Below are 16,719 nucleotides of genomic sequence, written 5' to 3'. Positions count from 1 at the left end.
ACATGACCTACACGGAAAACCTCTGGCTCTTCTTCACCTTGCTGTTCGGCATCATCATCGTGCCGGGCATGGACATGGTCTTCGTTCTGGCGAACTCGCTGACCGGTGGGCGCGCCTCCGGGCTGTCGGCGACGGCCGGCATCATGGCGGGCGGCGTGCTGCACACGCTTTATGCGGCGCTCGGCGTCAGCGTCATCCTGCATCTGGTGCCCGGTCTCTTCAACGTGCTGCTCGTCGCCGGTGCGGGCTATATCGCCTGGATCGGCTTTTCGCTCATCAGGAGCTCGATCACCATCGGTGGGATAGAAGGTTCAGACCGGCTCTCCCGCTGGGCGAGTTTCCGCCAGGGCGCGCTGACGAGCCTGATGAACCCGAAGGCCTACCTCTTCATGCTGGCGGTCTACCCGCAGTTCCTCAAGCCGCAGTTCGGTCCGATCTGGTCGCAGGCCCTTGTCATGGCCGCGATGATCGCGACGACGCAGCTCGCAATCTATGGTGGGCTGGCGCTTGCTGCCGGCCGCGGTCGTGATTTTCTGGTCGGCAGCCCCGGCGCAACGGTTTGGATCGGCCGCGCCGCCGGCGTCGTGCTCGTTCTGGTCGCGGCCTTGACCATCTGGCAGGGCTGGGCGAATTGATCGGAGTGAGGGTCGGAGATGAAGTATAAACATGATTATAAAATTCATGTTTATACTTCAGGCTGGTCGAAATCCCGGAAATACAAGGCGGCCATTCGAAATTCCGTTGTCGTAACAAGCACATCAAAAAAATGTTACTTCCGCTGGATAATCAAGATGACATCATGCCGGCGCATTGGACATGAAGGCTAGCCAGGCAGATTCGCCAAACAGATTTGATTGACCGGGAGATCCTGATGAAAATACGCGCACTGATGTTGGCTGCCGCACTTGCGGGCCTGGGTGTTACTGCCGTGACCGCAGCCGACGAGCCACAGGTGGTTCGCCAGCAGGCGATGAAGAAGGTCGGTGCAGCGACCGGCGCGCTTGCCGGCATTGCCAAGGGCGAGAAGCCCTACGACGCCGAGGTCGTGAAAACGTCGCTGACGACGATCAGCGAAACGATGAAGACCTTCCCCGACCATTTCCCGGTCGGCTCGGAGACGGGCCACGAGACCGAGGCGAGCCCGAAGATCTGGGAAAATCTGGATGACTTCAAGGCCAAGGCCGTCAAGCTCGGCACCGATGCCGAAACCGTTCTCGCCCAGCTTCCCGCTGATCAGGCGGCCGTTGGCGCTGCCCTCGGTGGAATCGGTAAGGACTGCGGCAGCTGTCATGAGAGCTATCGCCTGAAGAAGAATTGACGGGCGTCGATTTCGCATCATGTTGAATTTGGGAGGCACGCGACTTTGAGCCGCGTGCCTCTATCTGTATTTAGGGCCCGTCGGTTTGCGGCAGGGCGCGAGGGGTGACAATGGGTCGTCGCACGAGAAAGCTGATATCGGGTCTTGTGGTGCTGGGCGTCGTCGGTGGAGCAGCCTTCTGGTGGCTGACGAAGCCGGCGCCATGGAGTGCCTCCCACTGGGAAGGGCTCGGTGAACCGGATCTCGCCAATGGCGAACAGGTCTTCTGGGCGGGCGGCTGCGCGAGCTGTCATGCCAAGCAGGGCGCCGAAGGCGATGCGCGCCTGGTCCTTGCCGGCGGTGTGCCGCTGAAAAGCCCGTTCGGAACCTTCCATGCGCCGAACATCTCACCGGACGAGACCGCCGGCATCGGCGCGTGGACGCTTGCCGAGTTCGGCAACGCCATGACCCGCGGGGTAGGGCGCAACGGCGAGCATCTCTACCCCTCATTCCCCTACGGCTCCTACACGCGAATGACGGCGAAGGACGTCAACGACCTCTGGGGCTACATGAAAACCCTGCCAAAGAGCACCGACGTGGCGCCGCCGCACGACCTGCCTTTCCCCTACAACATGCGGATAGCGCTCGGTGGCTGGAAGCTGCTGTTCCTCACCGACAAGCCGCGCGCCGGCGTCGACGGCAATGATCCGAAGCTCACGCGCGGCCAGTATCTCGTCGAGGGACCGGGCCATTGCGGCGAATGCCACACGCCGCGAAATGCAATTGGCGGCTTTGAGCCCGAGCAGTGGCTTGCAGGAGCGCCAAACCCGGAAGGCCAGGGCCGCATCCCCAACATCACGCCCGGGTCCAAGAGCATCGGCGGCTGGAGTGCATCGGACATCGCCTCCTATCTGGAAACCGGCTTCACGCCGGAATTCGATTCCGTCGGCGGCTCCATGGTCGAGGTGCAGAAGAACATGGCGAAATTGACGCCGGCCGACCGGGAGGCGATCGCGAGCTACCTCAAGGCAATCCCGGCGCTCTGACCCTTGATCTTCGCTTGAAGGCGCGCTCAACTCGTCCTGAATGCTTCGCTTGATCGTCGCCGATCGAGAGGGAAAGCATGCAGGAATTCAAAGTGCTGCAGCGATCTTCGTGCGTCGAGAGGGACGCGTGACGCAGTAGGACAAGGAGGAGAAGACTGAATGCGCCCACACGAAACCGTGCCCTATGATCAGTGGATCGAGCGCACCCCCGAGGAGATGGCGACGCGCGCCGCCGATTTCTACGAAGAGATCAACCGCCGCCGGACCACGCGCTTTTTCAGCGATCGCGCCGTGCCGCGGGAGGTCATCGAAACCTGTCTGAAGTCGGCCGGCACGGCACCGAGCGGCGCCAATCATCAACCCTGGCACTTCACGGTCATCGAGAGTGCCGCGATCAAGGCCAAGGTCCGCAGCGCGGCGGAAGAGGAGGAGCGCATCTTCTATCGGGATAAGGCACCGCAGGAATGGCTCGACGCACTGGCCCCGCTCGGTACCGATGATGACAAGCCCTTCCTGGAGACCGCTCCCTATCTGATCGTCATCTTCTCGCAAAAGCGCGGCGGCCCCAGACCGGGCGACCTGAAGAAGAACTACTACATCAACGAGAGCGTCGGCATCGCCACCGGCATCCTGATCACGGCGCTGCACCATGCCGGGCTTGCGACGCTTACCCATACGCCGGCGCCGATGAATTTCCTCAACGAGATCTGCGGCAGACCCGAAAGCGAAAAGCCGTTCCTGATCCTGGTTGTCGGCTATCCCGCGCCGGATGCGACCGTCCCGGTCGCCGGCAAAGTAAAAAAACCGCTCGATCAAATCTCGAACTGGCTCTAACCCATTGATGGGAGTGCATCTTTCCGCCTCCCGTGGGTCCGCTTGAAATTGCGATTGTCAGGCGCCATTCTGAAACGCGTCCCGGGTCGCGTTTCCTAGCCGACACTGGCGCGTTCGTTCACCTGATGCTCGTGTCCGTAGAGCGCGAGGAAGCCGTCGAGTTCCGCCGAGCCGAGGCCGAGACCGTGCAGGATCTCGCCGGCGAAACTGATCGGCGCAGTTCCGGCAGCGGTGACGACATGGCCGCTGCGCAGTGCCTGCGGCTGACTACGGTAGCGCTGCCTGCCGTGATAGCCGGGCAGCGCTGCAAGGCTTTCAGCGCTGTTGCCGGTATGGTCGATGCTATTGAGAAGTCCGCTTGTGGCGAGCGCGTTCACGCCGCCGCAAATGGCTGCGACCACGCGCCTGTCGCGATCGAAAGCACGGATCGTTGCTGAGAGATCGGGAGCCTCACGCGTCTCCCAGATCGATCCGCCGCAGATCACCAGCCCGTCGAAGCCCGCCGGATCGAGCGCGCCGACGGAGAGATGCGCCGAGACGTCGAGCCCGCCCATCGACGTCACCCGCGCGCCGTCGGCGGTGGCGACGTCGATATCCATACCGAGATGGGTGCGCGCCGCCGCCATCAACAGCGCACATTCCCAATCGGCGAAGCCTTCACAGAGCACGATCGCAAGACGCATCGTTCGATCCTCATCCAAGCTTCTGCATATAGCGCATGCCCGTCACCGGACGAGGCACGAAGCGCTCGGATTCGTAGAAATGATGCGCCTGAAAGTTGCCCGTGGCGGCGCTGACTGAAAGGAAGTCGCAGCCGGCCATCTTCGCCTGCTCGCGTGCCTTGGCAACCAGATGGCGACCAATGCCGGTGCCGCGGCTTTCAGGGCGAACGAAGAGGTGATGCAGTTCCATGCCACGCGCCCCTTCGGCGGCCCGGTAGATCGGCACCAGGATTGCGTAGCCGATCAGTCGGTTGCCGGCCTCGGCAACGAGCGCGGTGATCCAGGGCGTGCGGCCGAAGAGGTCGCGCTCAAGCTGTTCCGGTGTGATCGGCGCGGCGTCGCCGTGATGGGCGGAAAGCTCCGCGATCATGTCGCGCAGTTCCGGCAGGTCGCGCTGCTTGGCGCAACGGATCGTGACCATCGGCGGTCGCGTCGACGGGACAGGGTGAAGGGTAGGGATGGCGGTCTGTAGCATTTCTGGGCTCCTCGGGTTTCTTCGCCATCAGGAGCCGGAAAAACAAAAGCCGCCTGATGGCGGCCTTGTTGAATATGATCAGCAGGCCGCTCCTATCGGAACAGCCAAAAATACACGCGGCAAATGGGTGCGTTCTTGATCATGGCGCTAGATTGTTTGTTTTCGCGATTTTGTCAACGGGGATTTTTTGACCATCGATCGCGGCCCGCATTTTTTGCGCCGCCTCAGTGTTCGCTCTCGCACATGGAGTGATCGGCGAGCGCTCGGATCACATAGCAGTCGCCCACCGTGTGATTGCCGTCGCAGGCGACGATGCGCTCCAGTTCCTGCTCCAGCTTCCTCAGCCTGGCGATCTTTTCGCGAACGGTCGCCAGGTGCTCGCTGGCGATCCGGTCGGCCTCGCCGCAGGGACGCTCCGGATGCTGGCTGAGGGCGAGCAGGTCGCGGATTGAATCGATCGACAGGCCGAGGTCGCGCGCGTGACGGATGAAAGCCAGCCGCTCGAGTTCGCTTTTCTCGTAGCGCCGCTGGTTGCCTTCGGAGCGTTCGGGCGCCGCGATCAGCCCCATCTGCTCGTAATAGCGGATCGTCGGAATCTTGACGCCGGTGCGCCGGGAGAGATCGCCAATGGAATACATGTTCGCCTCAAACCTATAGCTTCTGGAGCAATAGATAGTTGCGTGCTGCTTTGTGTCAATGGCGGGGTGAGGGAAGGGCCCAGACAGGCCCCTCCCGACGGCAAGAGATGACAGGTAATTCGGGCCTGGCCTAGTCGGGGTCCTTCCCGAGGAACGAGAGCAGCACCTCGTCGAAGAGATCGCTTTCTTCCAGTTGCGGCGTATGCCCGCTCTTCTCGAAGGTTCGCACCGTCAGGTCAGCAAACTCCCCCCGGTATTCGTCCCAGGTGGAGGCTGGAGCAACGAGATAGTCCGATCGGCCAAGGGCCAACAGCACCGGCGCCGTCAGCGTGTTCAACCCCTTGCGGATATCGATATCGCGAAAGACCTCGCCCCACAGATGGTCGAAGACAGCGTTGTTGACCGTGACATCGAGCCAAAGCGGCGCGGCATCGAAGTCCGGGTGATGCCAGCTCTTGGCGCCAAGCCGGATCAGCAGCGATTTGAAGCGCTCCTCCGGCCGGGCTGCGATGTCGGCGCCAAGCGCGGCCATCTCCCGCTCGAAGGCTGTCTTGCGCTCAGGCGATACGGTCTCCTCCCAGATCCGGTCGGCGATGGCGATATGGCGGGCAGAGTGGCTGGGGCCGGTACCGATCATGGCGAGATGGCTGATGCGCTCCGGATGCCGCTTGGCATATTCGAGTGCCATGTAGCCATGGCCGGAATGGCCGAGGATCGCAAAACGCTCGAGACCGAGATGCGCGCGCAGCCTGTCGATGTCGGCAAGCACCGTCTCGAAGCCGATATCGCCAACCGTGTACCCGGTCCAGGCCGGTGCGAAACCGCGATGGTCGACGAAGACCAGGCGCAGCTTTTCTCGAAGCGCCTTGGAGAAGGTGCGGGGATAATAGGTGGCGCTGCCGATGATGAGCAGCGGCTTGCCGCTGCCCTCGATCGTAAAGCCAAGGTCGAATGGGCCGGCGCGAAAGCTGCCGGTTTCGGAAACGAATCCGTCTTTGGTCGTCATGAAAATGATCCTAGCGGCGGCCGATGAACGGTTGTGTCAGCGTCAGGCGTTCAGTCGGCCAGAAAAAGCCATGCCAAAAACCGCGCAAAGGCGGCCGTGGTGTCGGTGATTTTTCTGTCTATGAGCGTCGCTAACGGATCAGGCGCACGGATCTTGGTCCTCTTTTGAAGGATCGTTGCGTATCATCCTTGGGTCGGAACGGGCAAGCCATCCCGACGGTCAGTGCTTCACAAAGGTCGCTCAGGCAGTGGCGTTGCCGCTGTCGGCGATATCGGTGGCGGCGGCGTCACGTTGCTTCTCGACACCCATCGCACGTTCGACCGCCCGACGGATTTCGTCCTCGACGGCCTTCCGCTGTTCGGTATCCATCGCCTTGAGATCCTCTTCGCTGAGGCCAAGCGATTCCAGGATTTGAGCGCGGATCTGTTCTGCCAGGCTCATCTTCGACCGCTTCAGGAACTCGTCGCTGATCGAGTTTCCTGACGGTGCCGCCCCTTCCTGGTCCGTGATCGAGGCAGTGCCCGGATCCTCACGGGTCGCGGTCGCCCACAGGGCGTTGGAGAGCGCGCTTGATGTCGAGGGCGGCGCAATCGTTGGGGCCTGGCGCGGGCGCGCGTCTGTCCCGGTCTCCTCGATCGGCGAAACCGTTCCCATCTGCTGGCGCCGCTGGGAGAAGTAGTAGTTCGAGATGCTGTTGTCGATCTTCATGGGAATCCCCCGGAATCTGTCGTCCGGGGGAAGCTGCTGTCGTGGGCTTGCGCGGAGCTTGCTTTTGCAACCCTCTAGCGAGATTTAGGGATGCCTCTCGCGCTTCACGGCAGGGTGTAGGCGATGATGTAATCGCCGGGCTTCGTGCCGACCGAGCCGTGGCCGCCGGCGACGATCAGCACATATTGCTTGTCGCCGACCGCGTAGCTCATCGGCGTCGACTGCCCACCGGCGGGCAGGCGCGCTTCCCAGAGCTGGCGGCCAGTCGTCAGGTCATAGGCGCGCAGATAGTCGTCGACCGCAGCGCCCAGGAAGGCAACGCCGCCCTTGGTGATCATGGGCCCGCCGATGCCGGGTACGCCCACCTTGAACGGCAGCGGCAATGGCGTCATGTCCTCGACGGTGCCGTTCTTGTGTTTGTAGGCGATCTTGCCGGTTCGAAGATCCGCGCCGGCGACATAGCCCCATGGCGGCGCCTGGCAGGGAATGCCGAGCGGTCCGAGGAAGGGACCCATGAAGACGCCATAGGGCGCTCCATCGTTGCGATTGAGGCCCTGTTCCGAACCTTTTTCGTCCTGGCCCTTCGGCGGGACCTGGTCGCGGGGCACGAGGCGCGAGGTGAAGGCGAGATAGGTCGGCATGCCGAACATCACCTGCCGTACCGGATCGACCGCGACGGAGCCCCAATTGAAGGTGCCGAAGTTGCCAGGATAGACCAGAGTGCCTTCGAGCGACGGCGGCGTGTAGCGCCCCTCGTATTTCAGCGACCGGAACTCGATGCGGCACGCAAGCTGGTCGAAGAGCGTGACGCCCCACATATCCTTCTCCCGCAGCGGTGCGGGCATGAAGTTGAGGCCGGAGACCGGTTGCGTCGGCGCAGTGAAATCCTCGCGGATCGCCCCGCCCGGCGCCTGGACTTCCTCGACCGGGATGATCGGCTCGCCGCTTCTGCGGTCGAGCACGTAGATGTCGCCCTGTTTTGTCGGCCCGACCAGCGCCGGGACGACGGTGCCGTCTTCCTTGGTGATGTCGAGCAGGGCCGGCTGCGCCGGCACGTCCATGTCCCAGAGGTCGTGATGCACGGTCTGGCGCACCCAGCGCACCGCGCCCGAGGCGATGTCGAGTGCGACGATCGAGGAGGAATATTTCTCGACGTGCTCGCTCCGGCCCATGCCGAGCTGGTCCGGCACCTGGTTGCCCATCGGAATGTAGACGAGGCCCTGGGCTTCGTCATAGCTGAAGACCGACCAGCTGTTCGGCGAGTTGGTCGTGTAGGTCTGGCCCTCGGGAAGAGGCATCGTCACATCCGGGTTGCCGCTGTCCCAGTTCCAGATCAGCGCGCCGGTGTTGATGTCGAAGGCACGGATGACGCCGGACTGTTCCTGGGTCGAGTAGTTGTCGTTGACGGCGCCGCCGATGATGAGCTTGCCGGCGACCGCCACCGGCGGGGACGTCGAATAATAGTAGCCGGCGGGGTTGTACTTCATGCCCGCTTCGAGCTTCAGCACGCCATTATCGGCAAAGCTGGTGCAGACGGAACCGTTTGTCGCGTCGAGGGCGATCAGGCGCGCATCGGAGGTTGGCAGGTAAACCCGCTCGGCGCAGGGGCTGCCGGGCGCTGCGGCCGGATCGGCCCAATAGGTGACGCCGCGGCAAGTCTGGTGCTGGCGGTCGGGGTTCATGCCCGAGTTGGAATCATACTTCCATTTTTCCTCGCCGGTCGCCGCGTCGAGTGCGATCGCCCAATTGTGCGGCGTGCAGGCGTAGAGCGTATCTTTCACCTTGAGCGGCGTGACCTGATAAGTCGTCTCGCCGACATCCTCCGGTCGTTTGACGTCGCCGGTCTGGTACTGCCAGGCGACCTTCAGATTGGCGACATTGTCAGGCGTGATCTGGTCGAGCGGCGAATAACGCTGGCCGAAGGAGCTTCGTCCGTATTGGTGCCACTCACCCGGAGGCACCGAGCCACCGAGCGGAGGGTCGGCGGCAACGACATCGCTTGGCAGATCTCCGCGGATATCGTGCGGATCCAGCGTCAGCGCATATCCGGCCACGCCGATCGCGATGAGTACGGTGATCGCCAGCGGCCAGGCGCTCACCGCATAACGTTCGCCCGTTGGGCTCTCGAAGCCGAGCGGCCGACGGACGGAAGGCAGCAGCAGCCAGAGCCCCAGGAGCACGATGACGCCTCCGCGCGGGCCGAGTTGCCACCAGTCGAATCCGACCTCCGAGATCGCCCAGCCGAGCGAGCCGAGGATCATGAACGCATAGAGCCAGATCGCCGCCGATTTTCGCTTGAACAGGAGTACGGCCGTCAGCAGGAAGCCGATGCCGATGACGAGATAAAAGGGGCTGCCGCCAAGCATCAGCAGCTTGACCCCGCCACCGCCGAGCACGAGGCCGATGAGAGCGAAGACGATGGCCGTCAGGATGAGCATGATGCAAACTCCCGCATTGAAGCACAGTGCCGCGACACCGTTTTTCCATGACGCTGGTCCCCATTCGGGGCCGCGTGAGACAGGTCGGTTTCGGAGTCGGCGGTCGCAATCGACGTCGCGGCAACCAGGTCGGCAACGGCGCGTTTGGCGCGCCCTTACCGCTAGCACCTAACGCGCGGCACCTGCCTTTCAATAGCCACAATTCCGCAATGCGGAATTTTAGGGGTATGCGATGGGGTTGTGCTCAAGGTGCTGATAGGTCGGACGGCAAAGCTGACACGCACTTCGCCGGCACCTGCTGGCAGCGAAAAGGGGCGCTGCCTTCGCTACGCGCAAAAACAAGAGGATAGAGCGTTTCGGTGAATCAGGATTGGAGGAACTGCGCGGGATCGCCACAGGGCGACGCCGCCTCAGCAAGCGTGAATGCGGCGGCCGTCACGTGCCGCAGAAGGTTCGCTGCACTTCCTCTTCGGGTTTCGGCGGCTCCTGGTAGGCGGCAAAACGCGGCTGATCCTCGTAAGGCTTCGCGGTCACGTCGACCAGCGCCTCGAACAGCGAAAAGTCGGCGTCCTCGGTGGCTGCCGCGATCGCCTGTTCGATCCGGTGATTGCGGGGGATGTAGGCGGGGTTCACGGTCTTCATCGCCGCCGAGCGCTCTTCAGGTGTCGTCGTTTCGCGGCCAAGCCGTTGGCGCCAGTCCTGAAGCCATGGCTCTATCGCCTCGGCGGAGGCGAACGACGAGCCCAACAGTGCGTCGGCCGCGGGATCGCGTGCGCTCTCGCAGAGCCGGCGGAAGGTCAGGGTAAAGTCGGCTTCGCCCTTGTGCATGTCGGTTAGCAGCGATTGCACGAGGTCGAGATCGCCTTCTTCGCTCGTGGCCAGCCCGATCTTGGCCCGCATGCCATCCAGCCAATGGCGCTGGAAGATTGCGCCGTATTCGCCGAGCGCATCATTGGCCAGTTCAACCGCCGTATCCGCGTTGTCATCGAAGAGCGGCACCAGGGTCTCGGCCAGGCGGGCGAGGTTCCATTGGCCAATGGCGGGTTGGCTCGCATAGGCATAGCGGCCGATCTGGTCGATCGACGAGAACACCTTCTTGGGATCGTAGGCATCCATGAAGGCGCAGGGGCCGAAGTCGATCGTCTCGCCGGATATCGTCATGTTGTCGGTGTTCATCACGCCATGAATGAAGCCGACATGCAGCCAGCGGGCGATCAGTTCCGCCTGACGCGCGCTCACCGCCTTGAAGAAGGCGAGATAGGGCCGCTCCTCGTCCTTGATCTCGGGATAGTGCCGGTCGATCGCGTAGTCGGCGAGAATCTTCACCGAGGCCATGTCGCCGCGCGCGGCGAAGAACTGGAAGGTGCCGACGCGCATGTGGCTGGCGGCGACGCGCGTGACGATGGCGCCGGGCAGGATCTGTTCGCGATAGACCGGCTGGCCGGTGACGACGGCGGCAAGCGCCCGCGTCGTGGGGATGCCGAGCGCAAACATCGCCTCGCTGACGATGTACTCGCGCAGCACCGGACCGAGCGCCGCACGCCCGTCGCCGCGGCGCGAAAACGGTGTCTGTCCCGGCCCCTTCAGCTGGATGTCGCGCCGCTTTCCGTTGCGATCGATCACTTCGCCGATGAGGATCGCCCGGCCGTCGCCAAGTTGCGGCACGAAGGTTCCGAACTGGTGGCCGGCATAGGCCATGGCGAGCGGTTCGGCGCCATCAGGCACGCGATTGCCCGAGAAGATCTGCGCACCGTCGCGCTCGAGTGCGGCCACATCGAGCCCGAGCTCCTCGGCGAGCGGCTTGTTGAGCTTGATCAGCCAGGGTTCGGCGACGGGGGTGGGCTCGACGCGCGCGAAGAACTGCTGCGGCAGGCGCGCATAGCTGTTGTCGAAGGCGAAGGCTTCGGCGTTTCCGGTCGGTGAGGGGGGAGCGTAGTTCATCATCAAGCGGTCAACGGCGTCTGCCGGGAGAACCCGGGGCCGTCCTTTCCGCCCAAGTCTACACGAGATCGCGATGATTTTGGGTCGCATCGACCAAAAAACGTCAACACGAAAAAAGCGGCGCCCTCCCGCGATCACTCGCGAGAGGGCCGGGAGGGCGAGGCCCCGTACCTCAGGCGCTCAGCGCCGTCGGTGGAAGGCAGGCCTCGCAGATTGCCGCGATGTGGCGATGATCGGTGCCGCAGCAGCCACCGAGGATGCGCAATCGTGGCAAATGCGTCGTCAGTGTTCTATACCGCCGACCGAGGTCGGCGGGGTCGCCGGCATCGAGCGTTTCGCTATTGTCGAGTTCGGCGTGGCTCATCGTCGAGGCGTTGGCCCGGATACCGGCAATGCGATCGGTCCATGGGCTGCGGCCGTCCAGGCTCGTCTCAAAATGAGCGGGATGGGCGCAATTGATCATGTAGTAATGCGGGTAGCCGCCGGTCTCCGCATCGACGGTCTCGATCGCGGACTGGAGGCTGCGGCCATCCGGCAGCCGGCCATCTGTCTCCACCGTGAAGGAGATGGCGCAGGGCATGCCATGGCTCTGAGCCGCCCGGGCAATGCCGATCGCTTCGTCAACGCTGGTCAGCGTATAGGCGCTCACCATGTCCGCATCGCTGGCAGCGAAGGCTGAAACCTGCGGCGAATGATAGTCCTCGGCCTCGTCGGGCACCATCCGGCCCAGGCGATAGCCGTCGCCACGCGGTCCGATCGCTCCGCTGAGCACGATCGGCGCCTGCGGCCGCTCATACTCGCCGCGCAGTTCCGTGAGCATGTAGATCGCGTTCTGGTTCGTGACGGTCAATGCCTCGTCGTTGTAGCCGAGCTTTACGCCCCAATCCGAACTCGCACGCCATGTGGGCGTGTCGAGCACGAAGCCGGTGCCGTGTTGCTGAGCGATCGCGAGGTAGCGTGCATAGTAGCTCAGCAGCCGACGCCGTCCGTCGGCCGTGGAAAGCATTACGAAGGCTGCGAAATGCGGAAGCGTGACGCCCTCGTGGAAGATCAGCGTCGTCTCCATGCCGCCGTCGCTTAGGAAGAGTCCACCCTTCAAGAGCGGCAGGCTCCGTCGGTATTTGGCCATATCGGTCTCCACCGGTTCAGTCTTGCTGATGAGGCCCGGGGACACCTCCAATCCCGCAGAACCAGCTAAATTACTGCCTTTTTATCGTCTTCTAAACTAGACGACTTAAGGTATACTGTTGCTAATATACCCGCATATTTTAGTGAAATCAGTCACTTACTGCGTTGGTTCCGTCACGGCGTCACCGGCTGGTGGCCCCTTCGCTGTCGGAAACCGCACCAATGGTAGGGCAGCGGCTAATGCGAAAGGGTGAGGAAACGCGAGCGAGAATCCTCGACACCGCTGAGGGCGCGGTGCTGGCGAAGGGTTTCGGCGCGACCTCGATCGACGAACTGATCGCCGAGATCGGCATTACCAAGAGCGGCTTCTTCTACCATTTCCGGGACAAGAACGAACTCGCCCGGGCGCTGCTCGAACGCTACATCGAGAACGACGAGCGCATCTACGACGAAATCTTTGGGCGGGCTCATCAATTGGCCGATGATCCGCTGCAGGCTCTTCTGCTCGGCCTGAAACTGCTGTCCGAAACTCTGTCCGATTTGCCGAACGGCCATCCGGGTTGCCTGGTCGCTGTCATGTGCACCCAGGAGCGGGCCTTCGATCGCGAGATCCAGGAAATCAACCGGCAGGCGGCGCTGATGTGGCGCCGCCGCTTCGGTGCGATGTTCGAGGAGATCATGCGCGTCTATCGGCCACGCGAGCCGCTGGACGTCGACCAGCTCGCCGACATGGTTTCGACCGTGCTCGAAGGCGGCATCATCCTGTCGAAGGCGCTGAAGCAGCCCGAGAGCCTGCCGCAGCAGTTGCTCGTGCTTCGGTCCTTCGTCCGGCTGCTGTTTCAGCCTGCGGCGTGAGCAATTCCAGGAAAAGTGTGAAGCGGTTTTCCGTCCGGAATTGCGGCGTAAAAAGCCAATTCCAAGGAAAAGTGTGAAGCGGTTTTCCGTCCGGAATAGCGCCTCGCGGAGCGTCAGCCTTCCATCTCAAGCGCCAGGGTGGCGAGCTTGCGCACCGTATTGAGGTTGCGCGCGGTGCCGGTCTTTGCGGCCGGAAGCTTGAATTTCGACCGGCCCGAACCGTTGGGGAAATGAATGTAGATTTCGCTCCCGGCCATCTGCACCTCTTCGCCGTCAGGGGCGACCAGCTTGTCGAGCGCGTCGGCGGGCGCCGGCTCACGCAGGAAAACGACCAGCAGCAGATGGGGCCGGGCGTTCGGGAAGGGGGCCTGATCGGCGATCGCCTGCAATTGCGCGCCCGTCCTGATCATCACGCCCGGCGCCTTGCCGAGCTTTTCCTGAAGGGCGCTGTCCAGCATCGCGGCTGCTTCTGCCGCCGGCAGATCGGAGCGGAACAGCACGTTGCCGCTCTGGATGTAGGTCTTGACGTCGGCAAAGCCGAGCCGCTCGCAGATCGCCTTGAGGTCGGCCATCGGAAGCGATCCCGTGCCGCCGACATTGACGGCACGCAGTAAGGCGACATGGACGGGCATGACGGGACCTCCGGGATCGCGATGATTTTGGGTCAGCCGGACCCAAAATCATCAAGGCGATCGATTTTCACATTAGGAAGCGGGGCGTGTGCGGAAGGCCGCATACACTTCCCTCATCCAGCTTCGGTTACATCTTGCCGGCGACCTTGATCGCGAAGGCGTATTCGAAGGCGATCTCTTCGAGCCGCTGGAAGCGTCCCGAGGCGCCACCATGGCCGGCATCCATATTGGTCTTCATCAGGATCGGCGCGCTGCCCGTCGTCTTCTCACGCAGCCGCGCGACCCATTTTGCCGGCTCCCAATAGGTGACACGCGGATCGGTGAGGCCGCCGAGTGCCAGGATCGCCGGATAGGATTTGGCGCCGACATTGTCGTAGGGCGAGTAGCCGGCGATGATGTCGTAGAATTCGCGGCTTTCGATCGGGTTGCCCCATTCCGGCCACTCCGGCGGGGTGAGCGGCAGCGTGTCGTCGAGCATGGTGTTGAGCACGTCGACGAAGGGCACCGCCGCGATGATGCCCGTGAATTTCTCCGGAGCCATGTTGGCGATCGCGCCCATCAGCATGCCGCCGGCCGAGCCGCCCTCGGCGACGATCTTTGCGTAAGACGTGAACTTCTGTTGATTCAGATAGTCAGCGGCGGCGATGAAATCCTTGAAGGTGTTGGTCTTCCTGGCCATCTTGCCGTCTTCGTACCAGGCAAAGCCACGGTCCTTGCCGCCGCGGATATGGGCAATCGCATAGACGAAGCCACGGTCGGCGAGCGACAGGCAATTGGTGTTGAAGCCGGCCGGAATGGTGATGCCATAGGCACCATAGCCGTAGAGCAGGCAGGGCGCAGAACCATCAAGCGGCGTGTCCTTGCGATAGAGCAGCGTCACCGGCACTTCGGTGCCGTCCCAGGATGGCGCGAAGACGCGACGGGTCACGTAGTCGTCCGGGTTGTGGCCGGAGGGCACTTCCTGGGTCTTGAGCAGCGTGCGCTCGCGCGTTGCCATGTCGTAGTCGAAAAGCTGCGACGGCGTCGTCATCGACGAATAGGAGAAGCGGATGACATCGGTGTCGTATTCGGCAGAACCGGAAAGGCCGAGCGAATAGGCTTCTTCCGCAAAGGCGATCGCATGTTCCTCACCGGTCTTCCGGTCGCGAATGACGATTTCCGGCAGTCCTTCGCGCCGCTGCAGCCAGACGAGATGGCGGGCATAGGCCATGTGGCTGAGGATCAGCGTACCGGACTTGTGCGGCACGATCTCACGCCAGTTCTCCTTGCCCGGTGCATTGACCGGCGCTTCCACGATCTTGAAATCCTTGGCGCCGTCAGCATTGGTCAGGATGTAGAAGACGTCACCGCCTTCGGTCATCGAATATTCGAGCCCGACGACGCGTTCGGCAACGAGCTTCGGCTCGGCCGTCAGGTCGCTGGTCGAAAGCAGCCGATACTCGCTGGTCTCGTGATCATGGATGTCGATGTAGATGAAGTCGTCGAGCAGCGAGCCGCCGACCGACATGAAGAAGCCGGGGTCCTCTTCCTCGTAGACCAGCCGGTCGTCTGCCTGGGCCGTGCCGAGAACGTGATGGAAGATCTTCGACGGGCGATGGTTGTCGTCGAGCACGGTATAGAAGAAACTCTTGCCGTCGGGCGCCCAGGCGCCGCCACCGCCGGTGTTCTCAATCACATCGGCGAGGTCTTCGCCCGTCGCAAGGTCGCGAACCCGCAGCGTGAAATATTCCGAACCCTTGTCGTCATAGCCCCAGATGCCGAGGCTGTGGTCGGTCGAATGGTCGAGGCCGGCAAGACGGAAATAGGCCTTGCCCTCGGCTTCCTTGTCGCCGTCGAGCAGGAGTTGGCGGATCGTCTCGTCCTTGTGATCGCCGTCACGGGGAATGCGGAAGTAGCGCGGCTGTTCGCCGCCGGTGACATAGGCATGGCCATAGGCGAAGGGGCCGTCCTTGACCGGGATCGAGCTGTCGTCTTCCTTGATCCGGCCGCGCATTTCCGAAAACAGCGTCTTCTGCAGCGCCTTCGTGTCATCCATGGCCGCATTCATATAGGCGTTTTCGGCTTCGAGATGCTTGCGGATTTCCGGGTCGAGGATCGAGGGATCGCGGAACATCGCCTGCCAATTGTCCGCGCGCAGCCAGGCGTAGTCGTCGGTGCGGGTAATGCCGTGGCGCGTGTCGCTGACCGGCTTTTTGGCGGCGACGGGAGCTTGGGGGAGGTTGCTGAATACGGACAAGATGCGTCTCCGGGATCAATGCGGCGGGAGACAATGAGATAGAGAGCCTGCCGATGGGGATCAAGCGCAAAGGCGGTCGCCGGACGCGCGTTCGTCATCCGGCGACCAGGTCGCCTCTTCCCTGTTTGTGGGGAGAGGGCCCTGTCCTTCCTACGACTTGGCCCTGGCCTGGCGTCGATATTCTTCGACCGGCAGTCCGCCAACGCCCCAGTCTTCCAGCGCCACTTCGTCGATCACCACGAAGGTGCTGGCCGGATCCTTGTCGAGCACCGTGGCAAGCAGGTCGGTCACACCCTTGATCAGGGCGGCCTTCTGTTCGGCGGTTGCTCCTTCGCGAGTGATCTTGATGTTCACGGAGGGCATTCGGTTCTCCTCATGTGGAAGGCTTGAGGTCGTAGTGGAAGACCTTTGCGATGATCTGCCAGCGGCCGTCGACGAAGACGAGCGACAGGAGATCGGTGAAGGCCTTCTCGCCGATGGCACACTGCACCTTGGCGATTGCCGTCACCGGTCCGGCGAATTCGATGGAAAGGATCCGGTCTGCGCGTTCTTCGCCTCGGCTTTCGGGCGAAGGGCGCTTGTCGACGATCGGAAAGTACCTGTCCATATCGAGTTCGAGCAAGGTGCCATCCGTCGCCGTGGCGTAGAGTGCCTTCGGGTGGAAGACCTGCTTGAGGATGCCGGTGTCACCTCGGTAGAGCCCGTCGAAGTAGCGCTGCAGCAGCTCGACGACGGCCGTGAATTGCGGATCGTTCGGTGTGTT

General features: G+C 62.7%; 17 protein-coding genes. 5 read left to right on the top strand and 12 right to left on the bottom strand.

Annotated features, from left to right (window positions below; all coding sequences use genetic code 11):
* Positions 1–2: 2 nt before the first annotated feature.
* From I8N66_RS17075 to I8N66_RS17060, 4 genes are all read left to right on the top strand, one after another.
* Positions 3–635: a LysE family translocator gene (locus I8N66_RS17075; protein ID WP_291155627.1), complete on the top strand. Its 633-nt coding sequence runs from the start codon at positions 3–5 to the stop codon at positions 633–635.
* 236 nt (positions 636–871) lie between these two features.
* Positions 872–1,318 carry a cytochrome c gene (locus I8N66_RS17070; protein ID WP_223726731.1) on the top strand — a complete coding sequence of 149 codons (447 nt, stop codon included), beginning with the start codon at positions 872–874 and terminating at the stop codon, positions 1,316–1,318.
* A gap of 110 nt (positions 1,319–1,428) precedes the next feature.
* A complete protein-coding gene (locus tag I8N66_RS17065) occupies positions 1,429–2,343 on the top strand; it encodes a cytochrome c (RefSeq protein WP_291155621.1) in 915 nt (304 codons plus the stop codon).
* A 159-nt stretch (positions 2,344–2,502) separates the two neighbouring features.
* On the top strand, positions 2,503–3,177 hold the full coding sequence (locus I8N66_RS17060) for a nitroreductase family protein (RefSeq protein WP_113537887.1): 675 nt from the start codon (positions 2,503–2,505) through the stop codon (positions 3,175–3,177).
* 95 nt (positions 3,178–3,272) lie between these two features.
* Here I8N66_RS17060 and I8N66_RS17055 read toward each other — a convergent pair whose 3' ends face one another.
* From I8N66_RS17055 to I8N66_RS17020, 8 genes are all read right to left on the bottom strand, one after another.
* Positions 3,273–3,860, bottom strand: a complete 588-nt coding sequence (locus I8N66_RS17055; RefSeq protein ID WP_291155616.1) for a DJ-1/PfpI family protein — start codon at positions 3,858–3,860, stop codon at positions 3,273–3,275.
* Between the two features lie 10 nt (positions 3,861–3,870).
* The gene (locus I8N66_RS17050) at positions 3,871–4,374 is read right to left on the bottom strand and encodes a GNAT family N-acetyltransferase (RefSeq protein ID WP_113537885.1); all 504 of its coding nucleotides are present in this window, start codon (positions 4,372–4,374) and stop codon (positions 3,871–3,873) included.
* Between the two features lie 224 nt (positions 4,375–4,598).
* The gene (locus I8N66_RS17045; protein ID WP_113537884.1) at positions 4,599–5,012 is read right to left on the bottom strand and encodes a helix-turn-helix domain-containing protein; all 414 of its coding nucleotides are present in this window, start codon (positions 5,010–5,012) and stop codon (positions 4,599–4,601) included.
* A gap of 130 nt (positions 5,013–5,142) precedes the next feature.
* Positions 5,143–6,018 carry an alpha/beta hydrolase gene (locus I8N66_RS17040; protein WP_291155611.1) on the bottom strand — a complete coding sequence of 292 codons (876 nt, stop codon included), beginning with the start codon at positions 6,016–6,018 and terminating at the stop codon, positions 5,143–5,145.
* A gap of 240 nt (positions 6,019–6,258) precedes the next feature.
* Entirely contained in the window at positions 6,259–6,726 is a 468-nt protein-coding gene (locus I8N66_RS17035) for a hypothetical protein (RefSeq protein ID WP_291155608.1), read from the bottom strand.
* Between the two features lie 104 nt (positions 6,727–6,830).
* Positions 6,831–9,167 carry a glucose/quinate/shikimate family membrane-bound PQQ-dependent dehydrogenase gene (locus I8N66_RS17030; protein ID WP_291155683.1) on the bottom strand — a complete coding sequence of 779 codons (2,337 nt, stop codon included), beginning with the start codon at positions 9,165–9,167 and terminating at the stop codon, positions 6,831–6,833.
* Positions 9,168–9,599: 432 nt separating this feature from the next.
* Positions 9,600–11,105: a protein adenylyltransferase SelO gene (locus tag I8N66_RS17025; RefSeq protein WP_291155680.1), complete on the bottom strand. Its 1,506-nt coding sequence runs from the start codon at positions 11,103–11,105 to the stop codon at positions 9,600–9,602.
* A 172-nt stretch (positions 11,106–11,277) separates the two neighbouring features.
* Positions 11,278–12,234: a homocysteine S-methyltransferase family protein gene (locus tag I8N66_RS17020; RefSeq protein ID WP_291155605.1), complete on the bottom strand. Its 957-nt coding sequence runs from the start codon at positions 12,232–12,234 to the stop codon at positions 11,278–11,280.
* A 239-nt stretch (positions 12,235–12,473) separates the two neighbouring features.
* On the opposite strand from I8N66_RS17020, the gene I8N66_RS17015 reads away from it, so the two are divergent.
* On the top strand, positions 12,474–13,088 hold the full coding sequence (locus I8N66_RS17015; protein ID WP_291155602.1) for a TetR/AcrR family transcriptional regulator: 615 nt from the start codon (positions 12,474–12,476) through the stop codon (positions 13,086–13,088).
* A 113-nt stretch (positions 13,089–13,201) separates the two neighbouring features.
* Here I8N66_RS17015 and I8N66_RS17010 read toward each other — a convergent pair whose 3' ends face one another.
* The 4 genes from I8N66_RS17010 to I8N66_RS16995 form a co-directional block, all read right to left on the bottom strand.
* A complete protein-coding gene (locus I8N66_RS17010; RefSeq protein WP_291155599.1) occupies positions 13,202–13,720 on the bottom strand; it encodes a DUF1697 domain-containing protein in 519 nt (172 codons plus the stop codon).
* 127 nt (positions 13,721–13,847) lie between these two features.
* On the bottom strand, positions 13,848–15,956 hold the full coding sequence (locus I8N66_RS17005) for a S9 family peptidase (protein WP_291155596.1): 2,109 nt from the start codon (positions 15,954–15,956) through the stop codon (positions 13,848–13,850).
* Positions 15,957–16,106: 150 nt separating this feature from the next.
* A complete protein-coding gene (locus tag I8N66_RS17000; RefSeq protein WP_291155593.1) occupies positions 16,107–16,319 on the bottom strand; it encodes a 4-oxalocrotonate tautomerase family protein in 213 nt (70 codons plus the stop codon).
* Between the two features lie 10 nt (positions 16,320–16,329).
* A partial coding sequence (locus I8N66_RS16995) for a nuclear transport factor 2 family protein (protein ID WP_291155590.1) occupies positions 16,330–16,719 on the bottom strand: 390 nt, incomplete at its 5' end.

The sequence above is a fragment of the Ensifer sp. SSB1 genome, from assembly GCF_016652895.1.
Lineage (GTDB): Bacteria > Pseudomonadota > Alphaproteobacteria > Rhizobiales > Rhizobiaceae > Ensifer.
The sequence above is the reverse complement of the archived record's forward strand: the minus strand, read 5'-3'. Positions and strand labels throughout refer to the sequence as shown.

Coding starts and splice junctions, on each gene's coding strand:
- I8N66_RS17025 (WP_291155680.1), bottom strand. CDS start 11,105: ATGAACTACGCTCCCCCCTCACCGACCGGAAACGCCGAAGCCTTCGCC.
- I8N66_RS17035 (WP_291155608.1), bottom strand. CDS start 6,726: ATGAAGATCGACAACAGCATCTCGAACTACTACTTCTCCCAGCGGCGC.
- I8N66_RS17010 (WP_291155599.1), bottom strand. CDS start 13,720: ATGCCCGTCCATGTCGCCTTACTGCGTGCCGTCAATGTCGGCGGCACG.
- I8N66_RS17070 (WP_223726731.1), top strand. CDS start 872: ATGAAAATACGCGCACTGATGTTGGCTGCCGCACTTGCGGGCCTGGGT.
- I8N66_RS17000 (WP_291155593.1), bottom strand. CDS start 16,319: ATGCCCTCCGTGAACATCAAGATCACTCGCGAAGGAGCAACCGCCGAA.
- I8N66_RS17020 (WP_291155605.1), bottom strand. CDS start 12,234: ATGGCCAAATACCGACGGAGCCTGCCGCTCTTGAAGGGTGGACTCTTC.
- I8N66_RS17060 (WP_113537887.1), top strand. CDS start 2,503: ATGCGCCCACACGAAACCGTGCCCTATGATCAGTGGATCGAGCGCACC.
- I8N66_RS17065 (WP_291155621.1), top strand. CDS start 1,429: ATGGGTCGTCGCACGAGAAAGCTGATATCGGGTCTTGTGGTGCTGGGC.
- I8N66_RS17050 (WP_113537885.1), bottom strand. CDS start 4,374: ATGCTACAGACCGCCATCCCTACCCTTCACCCTGTCCCGTCGACGCGA.
- I8N66_RS17075 (WP_291155627.1), top strand. CDS start 3: ATGACCTACACGGAAAACCTCTGGCTCTTCTTCACCTTGCTGTTCGGC.
- I8N66_RS17015 (WP_291155602.1), top strand. CDS start 12,474: ATGCGAAAGGGTGAGGAAACGCGAGCGAGAATCCTCGACACCGCTGAG.
- I8N66_RS17045 (WP_113537884.1), bottom strand. CDS start 5,012: ATGTATTCCATTGGCGATCTCTCCCGGCGCACCGGCGTCAAGATTCCG.
- I8N66_RS17055 (WP_291155616.1), bottom strand. CDS start 3,860: ATGCGTCTTGCGATCGTGCTCTGTGAAGGCTTCGCCGATTGGGAATGT.
- I8N66_RS17040 (WP_291155611.1), bottom strand. CDS start 6,018: ATGACGACCAAAGACGGATTCGTTTCCGAAACCGGCAGCTTTCGCGCC.